The sequence below is a fragment of the Bifidobacterium catenulatum subsp. kashiwanohense JCM 15439 = DSM 21854 genome (assembly GCF_001042615.1).
Classification (GTDB): Bacteria; Actinomycetota; Actinomycetes; order Actinomycetales; family Bifidobacteriaceae; genus Bifidobacterium; species Bifidobacterium catenulatum.
Window position 1 is genome coordinate 547,323 of the sequence record NZ_AP012327.1, and the last position, 15,532, is coordinate 562,854.

Annotated in this window: 11 protein-coding genes; 8 read left to right on the forward strand and 3 right to left on the reverse strand. The window is 54.7% G+C overall.

The annotated features are described in order from the left end of the window. Positions 1 to 70 precede the first annotated feature (70 nt). Entirely contained in the window at positions 71 to 946 is an 876-nt protein-coding gene (locus BBKW_RS02310) for a bifunctional diaminohydroxyphosphoribosylaminopyrimidine deaminase/5-amino-6-(5-phosphoribosylamino)uracil reductase RibD (RefSeq protein ID WP_231858504.1), read from the forward strand. 228 nt (positions 947 to 1,174) lie between these two features. Here BBKW_RS02310 and BBKW_RS02315 read toward each other — a convergent pair whose 3' ends face one another. Continuing rightward, complete coding sequence (locus BBKW_RS02315; RefSeq protein ID WP_033500903.1) at positions 1,175 to 2,113, reverse strand: DUF559 domain-containing protein; 939 nt, start codon at positions 2,111 to 2,113, stop codon at positions 1,175 to 1,177. 199 nt (positions 2,114 to 2,312) lie between these two features. Between BBKW_RS02315 and BBKW_RS02320 the strand changes: the two genes are divergently transcribed. Beyond that, entirely contained in the window at positions 2,313 to 3,812 is a 1,500-nt protein-coding gene (locus BBKW_RS02320; protein ID WP_033500904.1) for an amidohydrolase, read from the forward strand. 298 nt (positions 3,813 to 4,110) lie between these two features. On the opposite strand, the gene BBKW_RS02325 is transcribed toward BBKW_RS02320, so the two are convergent. Further along, positions 4,111 to 5,391 carry an O-acetylhomoserine aminocarboxypropyltransferase/cysteine synthase family protein gene (locus BBKW_RS02325; protein ID WP_033500905.1) on the reverse strand — a complete coding sequence of 427 codons (1,281 nt, stop codon included), beginning with the start codon at positions 5,389 to 5,391 and terminating at the stop codon, positions 4,111 to 4,113. Positions 5,392 to 5,624: 233 nt separating this feature from the next. On the opposite strand from BBKW_RS02325, the gene xylA reads away from it, so the two are divergent. Together xylA and BBKW_RS02335 are read left to right on the forward strand one after the other, a co-directional pair. Further along, on the forward strand, positions 5,625 to 6,971 hold the full coding sequence (xylA, locus tag BBKW_RS02330) for a xylose isomerase (protein ID WP_033500906.1): 1,347 nt from the start codon (positions 5,625 to 5,627) through the stop codon (positions 6,969 to 6,971). 332 nt (positions 6,972 to 7,303) lie between these two features. Then, on the forward strand, positions 7,304 to 8,998 hold the full coding sequence (locus tag BBKW_RS02335) for a glycoside hydrolase family 43 protein (protein ID WP_033500907.1): 1,695 nt from the start codon (positions 7,304 to 7,306) through the stop codon (positions 8,996 to 8,998). Positions 8,999 to 9,131: 133 nt separating this feature from the next. Here BBKW_RS02335 and BBKW_RS02340 read toward each other — a convergent pair whose 3' ends face one another. Then, on the reverse strand, positions 9,132 to 10,151 hold the full coding sequence (locus tag BBKW_RS02340; protein ID WP_033500908.1) for a LacI family DNA-binding transcriptional regulator: 1,020 nt from the start codon (positions 10,149 to 10,151) through the stop codon (positions 9,132 to 9,134). Positions 10,152 to 10,511: 360 nt separating this feature from the next. Between BBKW_RS02340 and BBKW_RS02345 the strand changes: the two genes are divergently transcribed. The 4 genes from BBKW_RS02345 (at position 10,512) to BBKW_RS02360 (ending at position 15,531) form a co-directional block, all read left to right on the forward strand. Next, positions 10,512 to 11,786: an ABC transporter substrate-binding protein gene (locus BBKW_RS02345; protein ID WP_033500909.1), complete on the forward strand. Its 1,275-nt coding sequence runs from the start codon at positions 10,512 to 10,514 to the stop codon at positions 11,784 to 11,786. Positions 11,787 to 11,886: 100 nt separating this feature from the next. Continuing rightward, complete coding sequence (locus BBKW_RS02350; protein ID WP_004219782.1) at positions 11,887 to 12,930, forward strand: carbohydrate ABC transporter permease; 1,044 nt, start codon at positions 11,887 to 11,889, stop codon at positions 12,928 to 12,930. Then, the gene (locus BBKW_RS02355) at positions 12,930 to 13,823 is read left to right on the forward strand and encodes a carbohydrate ABC transporter permease (RefSeq protein WP_033500910.1); all 894 of its coding nucleotides are present in this window, start codon (positions 12,930 to 12,932) and stop codon (positions 13,821 to 13,823) included. The genes BBKW_RS02350 and BBKW_RS02355 overlap by 1 nt, the downstream gene beginning before the upstream one ends. A gap of 76 nt (positions 13,824 to 13,899) precedes the next feature. Beyond that, positions 13,900 to 15,531 (forward strand): glycoside hydrolase family 43 protein, encoded by a 1,632-nt coding sequence (locus BBKW_RS02360; protein ID WP_033500911.1) that lies wholly within the window; start codon positions 13,900 to 13,902, stop codon positions 15,529 to 15,531. Position 15,532 lies beyond the last annotated feature (1 nt).

Sequence of the window (15,532 nt, forward strand, 5' to 3'; positions counted from 1 at the left end):
ATCCATTTACGGAATGTCTCGTGGCGATTTTGAAATGTGGAACCGCAATCGACGCAATATGCTTGGAACCATGGATGACATGCCTCAATATCGGAAATACATGACGCAGGCGCTGGAACTGGCCCATAAGGGAGCCGGTTGGGTGAATCCGAATCCGTTGGTCGGCACGGTGGTGGTCCGCGACGGCGAGATTCTCGCAGCCGGATACCACGACCGCTACCGCGGACCGCATGCGGAACGCATGGCCTTCGACTACGCCGACAAGCATGATATCGACATGCATGGAGCCACGGTCATCGACACTCTCGAACCTTGCTGCCATGTCGGATCGCAGCCGGCATGCACCGATCTAATTCTTTCGCACGGCATAACGCGCGTCGTGGTCGGTTCGATCGATCCGAATCCCATCGTGGCCGGCAAAGGACTTCGCATTCTTGAGGAAAACGGTGTGGAAGTGGTATATGACGTGATGCGGGCGGAATGCGACGCCATCAATCGCCATTTCTTCCACTACATCACCACAGGAATGCCGTACATTGTGGACGGCAGAAAACATGCGGAGGAATCTGATGCCGAATACACTGTACGTCGACGCAGGCTATATGACACGTATGCGGCGGTGTTGGGCATATGTCCGACTGGTGGCCGTGCGGGTGCCCCGGGTGATTCGAACGGTACGGAAGGGTCGGCGAGAAGTGCCGCACACCTTCTGGATCGGACGGATTGGCTGGATATTTCGGATGGTGTCTTTGCCCATTTCAACGGGCCGGTCCAAGCTGTGGATGCTAACGAGGTGGTGGTCGGAAGACATAAGCCGTTGCATCTCGACATCCGTGCGCTCGCCGATACGGAACCCGACGAATGGCTGCGCGAACTTGGCCGCCGCAAAATCGATAGCCTCGTCGTCGATGATGATGACGTTTTCGAAATGCTGTCTTCGATCTGACGAAAAAGGTGATATGCCTATGCCGTGTTTTCAGTTTGAAATGTCTTATATGTGGCAGTTTTTGGCATCTCAGAAAAATGATTTCCGTTATATGTGGCAGTCTCCCAAGGAAAATCTCGTCTAGGGGGTACTAATTGTGGTCTTTTGAGGCTTGAAACCGGTCTGGTCTGCCACATATAGCGGTTTTGGTTTTTCTGGGGATGACGAATCTGCCACATATAGTGGCTTTCAGATGAGAATCTTTCTGCTTCCATTGGCGAGAGACGTTATGCGGATGTGTATCCTCCCTGAGGACATTCTTTGACAGAGCATGATGGGCTTGCTTAATCGTTGGCTCATCCGGTCGGCCACGCGTTGCGCGAGTGCCCGTTCCTCGAAGTCGTTCATAAGGTTTTCGGCGGTCACTTGAATGTATGCCCAACCGTCGTCTTCCAAGGCTTCACGTCTCTTGCTGTCGGCGAGCCATTGGCCGGCGTGATGTCTTCCGTCGTATTCGATGGCCACTTTTATATCTGGATAGGCCATATCCAAAAGTGCGATTTTCCCATTGTTCAGTCGAACCTTCCAGTTGACTTTCGGACATGGTAGCCCATTGCGAATCAGAGCGATCCTGCAACGGCTTTCCTGCGAGGAATCCGTGCCTTCGCGCATGAGCTGTAACGCATGTTGCATTTTTCTGATTCCTCGGATGGGACGTTGTCTATTCGCATTCGCGTAGTTGCTGAAATCTTTGAGCCGTTCCAGATATTCATGGAAGTCGTCAATGCAGACTTGGGGAAAACGTTGGTTCCTTCTTAGCATTGAATCGCCAAGCGTTATCAGTTCTTCTTGGGGAAGCCGATTCGCGTGCATTGCCCATGTGGTTACTGGATCCGTATGGCGAATCTTGCCATAATGTGTAGCGGTTTCGATGATTGGTCCTGTCCACAGTTCAAATTGGACGTTTTGAAGATGCGTGCGTGCGTTGTTATCTGTGGCAAGGGCATGCAGGGAAGACAGCATTTGCTGATCGGGATATCTTGGCATCTCGGTTCTTTGCAGGCATAATGCCGTGCTGTGTGTAAACACCAGCTGCTTACCGGTTCGTTGCTGCGCCGCAAGGCATTGTTCGATGGTACGCGCCCGCAGCTGCGCGAGACTCTCAGAATATTGTGCTCCATTGTCCATGGAGCAAAAATAAAGGGATTGGTCGGTCTCTGTCCATCCGCATTCGAAAAACAGTGGATAAGTGGATAACCGAGGTTATGCGCGAAAAAATGTGGATAAACAGTCGGCCGCCGGCATGCCTGATTGAGACGAACGTGCGCTGCTGCGCTGCTGCGGGATACCATGGCACGGGTAGGGCATCACGTTGAAATGAGGATATATGGACGAGCCGTGTGTGATTGAAAACGTGTGTTTCGTAGGTTCGGATAAGCCGGTCGACATTGCTGTCCGTCACGGGCGAATAGCTTCGGTGCGACCTTCGGAAAGGCCAACGGATGCTGCTTCGAAGATATGGGTGATTCCCGGATTGTGGGACTGCCACACGCATTTCACGCAGTGGTCGTACACGTTGGGACGGCTCGATCTGATTGATGCACGCAGTGCCAGCGAAGCGCTCGACATGTTGCGTCGTCACTTGGAGGAGCGTCGTGAAAGCGGCGCACTCGACCCGAACCAATATGTGGTCGGCATGCGTTTCCGGCATTCCCTGTGGTCCGATGACGCCCAGCCGACCCTAGCCGCGATCGATGAGGTGGCGGGAGACCAGCCGGTGGCGCTGTCAAGCGCCGACATGCATTGCGGTTGGGTGAACTCTGCCGCCGCGCGCAAGCTTGGCGTAGATGTGGACGAATCCGGACTCGTCGGCGAGCTTGAGTGGTTCGACGCCTACTGCAAGCTGGACAAAGGACCTGGTGCGACCAATGAGCTGATGCATCTGTTGCGCAACGCCGAACGCGACGCTGCGAGCAAAGGCGTGGTCGGCGTGCGCGACTATGAGATGGCGGAGAACATCGACACGTGGATTAGCCGATTCTCGCAAGGGCTTGATGGTCTGCGTGTCGAGGCTGGCATATATCCCGAGAGACTCCGGCAAGCCATCGACGACGGCTGGCACACCGGAGACGAATTGCCCGGAAGTCATGGTTTGGGCCACGTCGGCGCGATGAAGATGATTTCCGACGGCTCGCTCAACACCCGTTCCGCCTACTGTTCCATGCCATATTCGGGCATCAGACCGGAAACCTACGGCACATTGAGCTATGCCCCTGAGCAAATCGAGTCGTACATGCGACTCGCCGTCGAACATGGCTTCGACATCGCCTGTCATGCCATCGGCGATGAAGCGAATACCATTGTGCTTGATTGTGCCGAACGCACCCATGCGCATGGTTCCATTGAGCATGCCCAAATGCTCAAGGAGTGCGACATTCCGCGACTCGCGCAGCTGGGACTTGCCGCAAGCATCCAACCGCAGCACGCCATGGACGATCGTGACGTCATTGCGCGATTCTGGGGCACCCCCGCCGGAATCCCTTACGCATTCAATAGCCTGCATAAGGCGGGGACCAAGCTGCTCATGGGCTCGGATGCGCCGGTCGCGCCGCTGGACCCATGGATGGCCATCTCCGCGGCGGTATTCGGTACGGAAAGTTCCGACCGCGAGCCTTTCCAACCTGAGCAGTGCCTTGATTTTGAAACGGCGCTCGCTTCGTCCACCGCGGTCGGACGCGTGGCTTTGCGGGACGCAGACGCGGCCGATTTGGTGCTTCTGGACTGTGATCCGAGCATAATCGATTCTCCGGAGGCCATGCGTGCCATGCCCGAGCATGTGCTTGGCACTATGCTTGCCGGTCGCTGGACGTACCAACAGGCTGAATGAAAACCGTTATGTGTGGCAGATTCCACGGTGCTGGAAAAGTCAAAATCGCTATATGTGGCAGACCTGAGATTTCTTAACGGGATTTTTCTATAGATTTATACCCTCGAATTTAGTGTGAATCTGCCATATATAGCGCAAACCGGATTTTGAAGATACCTTAATCTGCCACACATAAGGGATTTCAGATGATTGGCGCGCCCGTGCAAGATGAGTATGGCGTGCGAGTCCACTCGGATAGGAGGAAGACCGCACCTCTGAGTGGGGGATACGGCCTTCCTGATGTGATTTTGAGTGAGAATCACTGCACGGCGGCGAGTGCCTGATCGAGGTCGGCGATGATGTCGTCGGCGTTTTCGATGCCGCAACTCAAACGTACCAGGTCAATGCCTACGCCCGCTTCAATGAGCTGTTCCTCGGTGAGCTGACGGTGCGTGGTGCCTGCCGGGTACAGGGTGCAGCTGCGGGCGTCGGCCACATGCGTGGCGATGGACACCATCTTCAAATGGTCGAGGAACGCGGACACCTTTTCGCGTCCGCCAGGCACACCGAAGGAGATGACGCCGCAAGTGCCGTTCGGCATGTACTTTTCGGCCAACGCATGGTATTTGTCTCCCTTAAGGCCCGGAAAGCTCACCCAGCTGACGCGCGGGTCGGCGCTCAGCCACTGTGCCACCTTGAGCGCGTTCGCGCAGTGGCGCTCCATGCGTACTCCCAGGGACTCCAAATGCATGCCCATGATCCACGAGTTGATTGGTGCCGGTGTTGAGCCGAAATCGCGCATAAGCTGTGCGGTGGCTTTGGTGATGTAGGCGGCCTTGCCGAAATCTTTGGCGTAGGTCACGCCATGGTAGGAGTCGTCCGGCGTGGTCAGGCTGGGGAACTTGTCCGCGTGGGCCATCCAGTCGAAGTTGCCGGAATCCACGATTGCGCCGCCCACGCAGGAGCCGTGACCGTCCATATATTTGGTGGTGGCGTGCGTGACGATGTCCACGCCGTACTGGAATGGACGACAGTTGACTGGTGTGGGGAACGTGTTATCGACGATCAGTGGCACGCCGTGGCGGTGCGCTGCGTTCGCGAACTTTTCGAAATCAAGCACGATGAGCGCCGGATTGGAGATGGATTCGCCGAAGACCGCCTTGGTGTTCGGCTGGAATGCCGCTTCGAGTTCTTCCTCGGTGCAGTCCGGGCTTACGAACGTGCATTCGATGCCCATTTTGCGCATGGTCACGTTGATGAGGTTGAACGTGCCGCCGTAGATTGCGGAGGATGCAACGATGTGGTCACCGTTGTTGCAGATGTTGAAGAGTGCGAAAAAGTTTGCCGCCTGCCCGGATGAGGTCAGCATTGCGGCCGCGCCGCCTTCCATTTCGCAGATTTTCGTTGCGATGGTGTCGTTGGTTGGGTTCTGCAGTCGGGTGTAGAAGTATCCGGATTCGGATAGGTCGAACAGTCGGCTCATCTGTTCGCTTGACTTGTATTTGAAGGTTGTCGCCTGAATGATCGGGGGCGTGCGGGATTCACCGTTTTCAGGTTGGTAGCCTCCATGCACGCAGATGGTATCGACGTTTTCGCTCATGGATTTCTTCTTTCGATTGGGCGCTTCATTGCGTAGCGCTGCGGTGCAACAAACATGTTCACCTTATCACTGAGCTGATAATTGGCTATTTTTCAATGGAAACGCCGAATAGTTCACTGAATTGACAAACTTAGGAAATTGATTTTATTATGTACATCAAGACAGGCGGAAATCCGCTTGACGGGAAAAACAAGGTCTTACGAAAGTAAAAACCAATAGCAAAGGAGCAATCCATGGGTCTGTGGGATATCGAAAAGATTCCGTATGTCGGTCGTGAAAAGGGACCGCAGGAGGGTCTGGCTTTCCATTACTACGATGCTGACAAGGTTGTTGCCGGCAAGAAGATGAAGGATTGGCTGCGTTTCGGCGTCGCTTGGTGGCACACTTTCGATCAGGAGCTGGTCGATCCGTTCGGCACCGGCACCGCCCAGCGTCCGTGGTACGGCAAGTACTCCAATGCTGAGGATGAGGCCTTGGCCAAGGTCGACTACGCCTTCGAGTTCTTCCAGAAGCTCGGCGTCGAGTACTTCTGCTTCCATGATCGTGATATCGCTCCGGAGGGCGATACCCTGCGCGAGACCGACAAGAACCTGGACAAGGTCGTCGACAAGATCGAAGAGAACATGAAGTCCACCGGCATCAAGCTGCTGTGGAACACCTCCTCTCTGTTCACCAACCCGCGCTTCGTTTCCGGTGCTTCTACCTCCCCGTTCGCCGACATCTACGCTTACGCCGGTGGCCAGCTGAAGCACTCCCTGGAGATTGCCAAACGCCTGGGTGCTGAGAACTACGTGTTCTGGGGTGGACGTGAAGGCTACGAGAACCTGTGGAACACGCAGATGAAGCGCGAACAGGAGCACATGGCCAAGTTCTTCCGCATGTGCCACGAATATGCTCAGGAGATCGGTCTGGACGCTCAGTTCCTGATTGAGCCGAAGGCCAAAGAACCGACGATGCACCAGTATGACTTCGATGCATCCACCGCCATCGCCTTCCTGAAGACCTACGACATCGACTTCATGAAGCTGAACCTCGAAGGCAACCACGCTAATCTGGCCGGTCATACCTACCAGCACGAGATTCGCACCGCCCGCGAGGCCGGTGTGCTCGGCTCCCTTGATGCCAACCAGGGTGACAAGCTCATCGGCTGGGATATGGATGAGTTCCCGACCGACCTGTACGAGACTTCCACCGTCATGTGGGAGGTCCTCGCTGAGGGTCAGATCGGCCCTCACGGCGGCCTGAACTTTGATGCCAAGCCGCGCCGCACCTCCTTCGCCGCCGAAGATCTGTTCCGCTCCCACATCGCCGGCATGGATTCCTTCGCCGCCGGCCTCCTGGTCGCAGCCAAGATGCACGAGGACAAGGTCATCGAGAACCTGCAGGCCGAGCGTTACAGCTCCTACGATTCCGGTATCGGCGCGACCATCGAGAACGGCACCGCCTCCCTAGCCTCCCTTGAGGAGTATGCTCTGGATATCCCGCAGTCCAAGCTCATCGAGGCTACCAAGTCCGATCACCTCGAGTCCGTCAAGGCCACGATCAACAACTATATGATCGACGCATTGGCCGAGGCGTGAGCCGAAATCGAGCAGTGGTTGGGTGCGCGTAGCGCTCCGAAATTGCCGGGGCGGGCGTGGCCCAACAAGGAGTTTTCTCTAGGACTCTGATTTATCGCTGGATTAAACAGCGAGGCTCGGTTGCAACAAAGCCGAATATGGTGTGTCGAAGCGTTAGTGCTCCGGCACACCATATATTTTCACCTCATCCTTCCTTAAATTTCCTTCGCATACAAGTCGTCTGCCGGCTATGTCGTCGGTGGACGACTTACATGTGTTATGAAAGCAAGTCGAAAATTCCAACTATTCGCAATGATACGATGTGGAAAAGCGTTTCTGAATAAGGTGTATTTATGACCGCGACTATTACCATTACCAATCCCATTCTTAGTGGAATGAACCCTGATCCGAGTTGGATTTGGGATGATGAGTTCCAGCGAATTGTGTTGGTGACTTCTACTTTTGAGCTTGTCCCAGGTCTTCCTATTTACGTTTCCGAGGATATGACGTGCTGGAAGCATGTGTCGAATGTGGTAGATGCTGACTTGGCAAGGCGCCTGCTTATTCCTTTCGTGGATGATTCGGGCGGTGTCTATGCGCCGACGCTGCGCAGGATTCATGGCAAATATGTGATTGCATGCACCATTGCCCGTCTTGATGATCGCCGTGCTATGGAAGGTGGTTGCACAGAAAGCGAGCTGATGCGGTTCCACGCCGCGGAGGGCAATTTTATCCTTGAAGCGGATTCTATCGAAGGGCCATGGCATGGCCCGTTCTGGATTGAGGGCGCTGAAGGCATCGATCCAGACATATTCGAGGACGGGGATGGCAACGTGTACTGGACCCAGACCCGTCCTGCGGTCAATCCGCAATGGGAAGGCCAGACCGAGGTCTGGACCCAACGCATTAATCCGGAGACTTGGACTTTTGTCGATGACGGTCTTCCTGCGGGATCGGGCAAGACGGTAATATGGCGCGGATACGGTATGGAATCGGTGTGGGCTGAGGCGCCGCATCTCTATCGCGTGGGTGATTATGTGTATCTGATGACCGCTGAGGGGGGCACCAGTTTCGAACATAGCGAAATGGCCATGCGCATCTATGCGCCGCATGGACTGCTTCGGGCGTTCGAAGCTTACGAACGGGACGTATCCGAATTGGGTGAGTGCATTCCGCAGGTTCGTGACGGGGAACGCTGCTATCTTGGCACCGCAATCCGTGCCTTCCACGCGGATAAGAAGAATCCGATTCTCACCCACCGACATCTGGGTTTGTCGGAACCGCTGCAATGCGTGGGACATGCGGACCTGTTGCTTCATCCGGAACTGGGATGGTGGCTGGTGTGTCTCGGCGTGAGAGAGACACGGGGAAAGCGTGACGGCGAATTATTGAGCTACTTGGGAAGGGAGAGCTTTGTCGCTCCGGTATCCTGGGAACATAATCCGGCCGATTGGAAGCTGGACGGCAACGGTGCATCATATACGCATGAGGGTGACCCCGGATGGCCAGTGACTTGCGCTGGTCTTGGCCGCTTGGCCGACGAGATCACGGTTACTACTGAAGACGATGGCATCTCCATCGAGCCTAGGGTGAAATCCTCGCTCGCCGGTGACGTGGAACCTGCGCTGGTGGATGTGACTGATGGCTCGACGAACGATGTGGTGGTGCGCGATGAGCGTGATGTCAGCTACCGCAGAATAGCGAAACTGCCGACGCTCATGCCGATTCCTATGTCCGGTTCTTTAGTGATCCGGCAGAATTCCACACATTACGCGGTGTTCTCGATGCATGGCACGGATGTGCGTTACGAGATGGTGAATGGAGACGATTCGCAAGCTGGGTCTGTTGCCGTACAGGCTGACGGAGTGCGTCCGGCGGTACTTTTCGGCGACAACCGCTTGTCGGTCATCGTGACTGGCACGCATGGTCTGGTTGATTCTGCGACGTTCGTGCGTCAGGGGCAGGTCCTGCTGAGTGTCGATGCTCGTTTCCTCAGCACCGAATGGGCCGGTGGGTTCGTCGGTTGCATGGCCGGCTTCATGGCATAGATTCTACGGAATTTCAGGATGGTTCACTGCTGGTGTTCCGACGGGCCGTCTTAGAACGAGTTGAAAACGGGGCAAAAGGCTAGGAGCGCTGTGTTCTCCCTCCGGTTGTGCCTGTGAGGTTTTGCCCCGTTGATTAACCCTCGAGTTGCTGTGTGCTGTTGCGTACCACTAGCGATGTCGGCATGATGATGTGCGGTTGGATCACGTCGTCGGTGGACAGCGCCTCGACCAGCATGCGTACGGCGGCCCTTGCCATGTCTTGGAGCGGCTGTCGTACGGTGGTCAGCGCCGGGCCAAGGAATGCGGCAGTCTGCACATCGTCGAATCCGACCACGGATAAATCCTCGGGAATACGTAATCCCAGCTGCCTTGCCGCCTCGTAGACGCCCATGGCCTGCAGATCGCTGCCGGCGAAGATTGCGGTCGGACGATTTGGCTGTTCCAAAAGGGAGATGGCTTGTGCATAACCTCCGGTGGTGGTGAAATCACCTTCGGTAATGAGTTCGGGATTTGTTTCGATGCCACGCTCCGCCAGAGCTGACGTGTAACCGTCTAAACGAGCTTTGGAGCACATCATCTTCTCGGGTCCTGTGATAATGCCTATGCGAATATGCCCGAGCGCAAGCAGATGCCTGGTGGCGATTACGCCTCCGGTCCAGTTGTCCGCTTGCACCGACAGCGTGTCTGGATCTGGATTACCGAATGGATCGAACAAGACGAAGGGAATACCTCTGGAATGCAGTTTGTTCCGCTCGATACGTGTCAGACTGGAGAAGACAAGAATGGCGCCATCCGTCTGCCGACGCAGCATATTGTCAATCCAGGATGAGTCCGGGTGCTGGCGATTGCCGCCTTCGGTGGTGATGACGCTCAAATCATGCAACTTGGCTTCGCGAATGGCGCCACGGAGTACTTCAAGGGCCCAAACATTATCGAAATCTTGGAACACGATTTCGATAATTCGTTGGCTTTTCGCGCCTGTCGCTTTACGGGAATACCCATACCGTTTCAACACCGCGTTGATGGTTTGCCGCGTCTCTTCGGAAACGTCGGCTCTGCCGTTGAGCGCCTTGGATACGGTGGAAAGGGAATAACCGGTCTCTTTAGCTATGTCAGAGAGTCGTACCGTAGCTTTCTTTGCCGTATTGCGCATGAGTCACTCCTTCTTCATTTTCATCATATCCGAAAATGTGAACGAAAGTTTCGGCTTGCGTTTTTTCGAAACTTTCGATATGCTGTCAATGCTTAAAAACGTTGTCAGATCAACGAAAAATAGTTAGTTTTCTGATTTTACAAAAAACTTGACTTTGTGTGATCTGTTTCGGTAGTCTATAGATACAACGAAAACGAAATGGAGACTTTCGAAGGGAGTCAAAGGCTGATTCTCTGTCTCTAGGGGAGCTGCAGCAGCATTCGTTGCGGTCATGCTTCCCGATTCGACCCATTCGAGAGAAGTCGTTCCTGTCGTTGCCATCATTTTGTCGATGATGATTTGGTCAATAAGGAGAAGACAATGAAGTTCAAAACCATTGCAGCTGCCACTCTTGCGGTGGCGACCATGTTGGGCATGGGTGCCTGCGGCTCCAGCGCTGGTGCCAAAGACGATAAGACCATTACGTTCTGGCATAACGCAACAGCTGGTGACGGCAAGCAGTATTGGGAGGATCTGGCCAAAGCGTTTGAGAAGAAGACTGGCGTCAAGGTTCAGATTCAGGCCATCCAGAACGAGGATTTCGAAGGCAAGCTGACTACCGCTATGCAGGATCCCGCCTCCGGCCCGGATGTGTACATGACCCTTGGTGGTGCCAAGACCAAGGACATGGTTGATGCCGGCCAGGTAATGGATATTTCTGATAAGATTAGCGATACCGTCAAAAAGCAAATGTCTTCCTCATTGGAATCCGTGTCTTATGACGGCAAGGTCTATGCCGTTCCGGTCACTGTCCAGCCTGGTGGCATCTGGTATTCCAAGGATTTGTTCAAGCAGGCTGGCATCGATGCCGTGCCGACCACTTTCAGCGAGCTGAAGACCGATGTGCAGAAGCTTCGCAGCGCTGGCATCGAGCCAATCGCACTCGGCGGCAAGGATGCTTGGCCGGTCGGTCACTGGTACTACTGGTTGTCCATGCGCGAATGCTCTCCGAAGGCCTACGCCAAGGGCATTAATGACAAGGACTTCTCCGACTCCTGCTGGGTCAAAGCCGGAGATGATCTGAAGGATTTGTTGGATGCGAATGCTTTTAACGAAGGATTCCTCACTACGACGGCCCAGCAGGGCGCCAGCTCGTCCGCAGGTCTGCTGGCCAATCATAAGGCTGCGATGGAGCTCATGGGCACATGGGAGCCTGGAGTTCTCAAGGACCTGACTCCGGATAAGAAGCCAATGGCTGACCTTGGCTTCTTCGCCTTCCCGACCGTGGACGGAGGAAAAGGCGAGGAAGGTGCTTTGATGGGCGCTGTGACCGGTTTCGCTGTCAATCCCGAGGCTCCGGACGCTGCTGTTGATTTCGTCAATTTCATGGCTGAGAAATCAAATCAGGAGAAATACGCCACTGCGTTCAGTACCATTCCGGCTTCCGCCGAAGCTTACGATGCGGTTACCGATGAAAATCTTAAGGCTATCCTCGAAGCTATGAAAAAGTCTGATGGCATGCAGCTGTGGATGGATACCGCTCTCGGCGGAAATATTGGCAACGCTCTTAATTCCGGAGTGGTGAATCTGCTTTCCGGACAGGGGACTTCGGCTGACATCGTCAAGGCGATGAAGGACGCAGCGTCCAAGGGCTGATAGTGAACATGGCTGGTTGACGGCCAAAGGAGGGTGGATAGACAGATCTTCATCTGCCCTCCTTCCTATTCGAGAAACGTATCTGGTAGTGGAGAAAACCATGTCAAGTACAAGCAAAGACGCGGTGACGCTGCGCGCTAAGCGGTCCAAGAAACCGTCTGATGGCAAAATGCGTCGTAATGTTGAGATTTTCGTACTGTCCGCACCTGCGATTCTTCTGTTCGTCTGCTTTGTGATTCTGCCTATCGTCTTGGGTGCTTATTACGGCTTCTATCAGTGGAAGGGCTACGGACTTCCCTCCAAGACAGGTAAATTCGTTGGTCTCCAGAACTACATCACAGCGCTTAAGGATCCCGCGTTCCAGGCGGCGATTCTGCATACCTTCGAGGTCGTGATCGGCTCGTTGGTTATCCAGGCTCCGCTTGCCATCCTGTTCGCATTGCTGCTGAACCAGAAGTTCAAGGGGCGTGGTCTCATCCGCACCCTCATCTTCGTGCCGTATGTCGTTTCCGAGGTCATCGTCGGCACAGGATGGAGCCTGTTGCTACAGAAGAAGGGCGCCATCAATGAGATTCTGGCCAACTTCGGCATCAATGGTCCCGATTGGCTGGCCGACCCGAAAATCGCTATTTGGACGCTGCTGTTGCTGATCAGCTGGAAATACGTCGGTTTCGCCGTAATTCTGATGCTCGCCGGCATGCAATCCATTCCCGATGAACTGTATGAAGCAGCCAAAGTGGATGGGGCGAGTTTCTGGCAGATGCAGAAAAGCATCACGTTGCCGTTGCTTGCTCCGACGTTGCGGATCTGGGTGTTCCTTTCCATGATTGGCTCTCTGCAGCTTTTCGATCTGGTCTATATCGTGTGGGGCAAGTATGTGTCGACCACCGCTGGTGTGTCCACCATGGCCACCTACATGGTGCGTGAAGGTCGTGGAGCCGGCAACTATGGCTATGGTTCCGCCGTTGCTCTGATCATCTTCGTGATCTCTTTGATCATCGCACTCGTCTATCAGAAGTTCGTGCTGAACCGTGACTTGGACGGTGCTGTTACTGAACAGAAAGAAGCCGAGAAGCGTGCCAGGAAGCGCGCAAAGGAAGTGCAGCATCGTGAGGTTGCTGCCCTGGCAAGTGAGGTGAAGTGATGACTGCCGCAACAATCGCAGGACATTCCAACAAAAGCGAGTACAGCAAGAAGAATGGTTACCGTAAGTCATCCAAGACGCCATGGGGCAACCCAATCGTCTACTTCTTCTCCCTGGTGCTTGTGGCCATCTGTATCACTCCGGTGTTGTACATTATCTTCGGCGGTTTCCGTACCAATTCGCAGATCACCAACCATCCGTCCGGGATGCCGAACCCATGGGTCCCCGACAACTACAAGACGGTCGTCGAAAGTGATATTTTCTGGACGGAACTGAAGAATTCTACCATCGTGGGTATCGCCACCATGGTAGGCGTCGTGGTGCTTAGCATCATGGTGAGCTTTGTCATCGCCCGATACAAATTCCGCTATGCGCCGCTTATGTACGCGTTGTTCTCTGCTGGTCTCATGTTCCCGATGACCGTTGGCATTACACCTTTGTATCTGCTGATTCGTAATCTGGGTCTGGCCAACTCCCTGTGGGGTCTGATCCTTCCGCAAATTGCCTTCGGACTTCCTCAGACCATCATCATCTTGGTGCCGTTCCTACAGTCGATTCCTAATGAGCTTGAGGAGGCCTGTCTTCTCGATGGATGCTCCCGCCTTGGCTTCTTCTGGCGCATGGTCATTCCGCTGTCCATGCCTGGCGTGGCCACCACTGGAATCCTTACCTTCGTGGGAAGCTGGAATGCCTACATGCTGCCGCTGTTCGTGCTCAGTGATGCCAACAAGTACACATTGCCACTTGGCGTACAGATGTTCAGCTCCGAACACTCCGTTGACACTGCACAGGTGTTGGCCTTCACCTCTCTGGCTATGATTCCGGCCCTGATCTGTTTCACCATCTTCCAGAAGAAGATCGTCGGCGGCCTGACAGGTGCGGTCAAGGGCTGACGGAATGTGACAACCCACGCCCGGAAGATGTTCCTTTCCGTCTCCCGGGCTTCATCTCTTATGCAAGAGGTACATTATGAAGATTTCCAACCCGGTGCTCACCGGTTTTCATGCCGATCCTTCAATGATTCGCGTCGGTGACACTTATTACATTGCCAATTCCACTTTCGAATGGTTTCCAGGCGTTCGCCTGCATGAGTCCAAGGACCTGGTGCATTGGAACATTCTTCCAAGCCCGTTGAGCCGGTGCAGCCAGCTTGATATGAGAGGAAACCCCTCTTCGGGAGGCATCTGGGCTCCTGACCTAAGCTATGCGGATGGCAGATTCTGGTTGATCTACACTGATGTCAAGGTGGTCAATGGTGCATTCAAGGATTGCACTAATTATTTGGTCACCGCCGAGGACATCCACGGGCCATGGAGCGAGCCGATTCGCATCAACGGGGTCGGTTTTGACGCCAGCCTGTTCCATGACGATGACGGCCGCAAATACTTGGTGCAGCAGACATGGGATTTCCGTGAATACCACCACCAGTTCGACGGTATCACATTGACGGAATTCGACGTCGACACCATGAAGCTCAAGCCAGAAACGGCCCGCACCATCTGGGATGGCACCTCGGTGAAGATTACCGAAGGTCCCCACCTATACAAGAAGGATGGTTGGTACTACCTGTTTGCCGCAGAAGGCGGCACAGTGTATGAACATCAGGAATCTGTGGCGCGTTCTCGTACCCTTGACGAATACTCTTTCGAAGTTATGCCGAATGGCCCGTTCATCGGTAACTTCGACACTCCTGACACCTATTTGCAGAAGCAGGGCCATGGAGCGTTGGTGGACACCCCGTCCGGCGAGTGGTATTACGCCTCCCTATGCGGTCGTCCGTGGCGTCATGATACCGAACCGGCCCATGGCACCCGCGGATGGTGCACACTCGGACGCGAGACCTCCATCCAGAAAGTCGAATGGGATGAGGACGGTTGGCCGCGCGTGGTCGGAGGTCACGGCGGACAGCGTTACGTTGATGCTCCGAAAGATGCCATCGAGACTTTGGCCCCAACGACGCGTGACGAACATGATGAGTTCGATTCTGGCGAGCTCGGTCCGAATTGGAACACTCTACGCGTCCCGTTCACCGCCGCCATGGGCACGGTGGGTGGTGGCAAACTGGCATTGCGTGGTCAGGGCTCGCTGTGCAACCTGTTTGACTTGTCTCTTGTGGCTCGTCGCTGGCAGGCATTTGATTTCGACGCTGAAACCAAGGTGCGTTTCGATCCGAAGAATTACATGCAGATGGCAGGCCTGACCAACTATTACGACGACCTATGCTGGTCGTGGGCGTTTGTCACTTGGGATGAGAAACGACATGCAAGGGTCATCGAAGTGGCTCAGAACGATTTCAACCAATATACGTCGTTCCTCAAGGATGACGCCATCGTAGTGCCCGAAGAGGCTGAGGCGGTATGGCTGCGCACCAAGGTCCGCACGGAATACTATTCCTACGAATATTCCTTTGACGGAGAACATTTCACCGAGATTCCGGTCAGGCTCGATGCGAAGATCCTGTCCGACGATTACGTGAACCAACGTTACGGCGGCTTCTTCACCGGCGCGTTCGTGGGACTTGCCTGCGTCGATCTGTCCGGCTACGACGCGCAGGCCGAATTCGACTACTTCGACTATCGGGAGCTTTCCGATAACCAGTAGA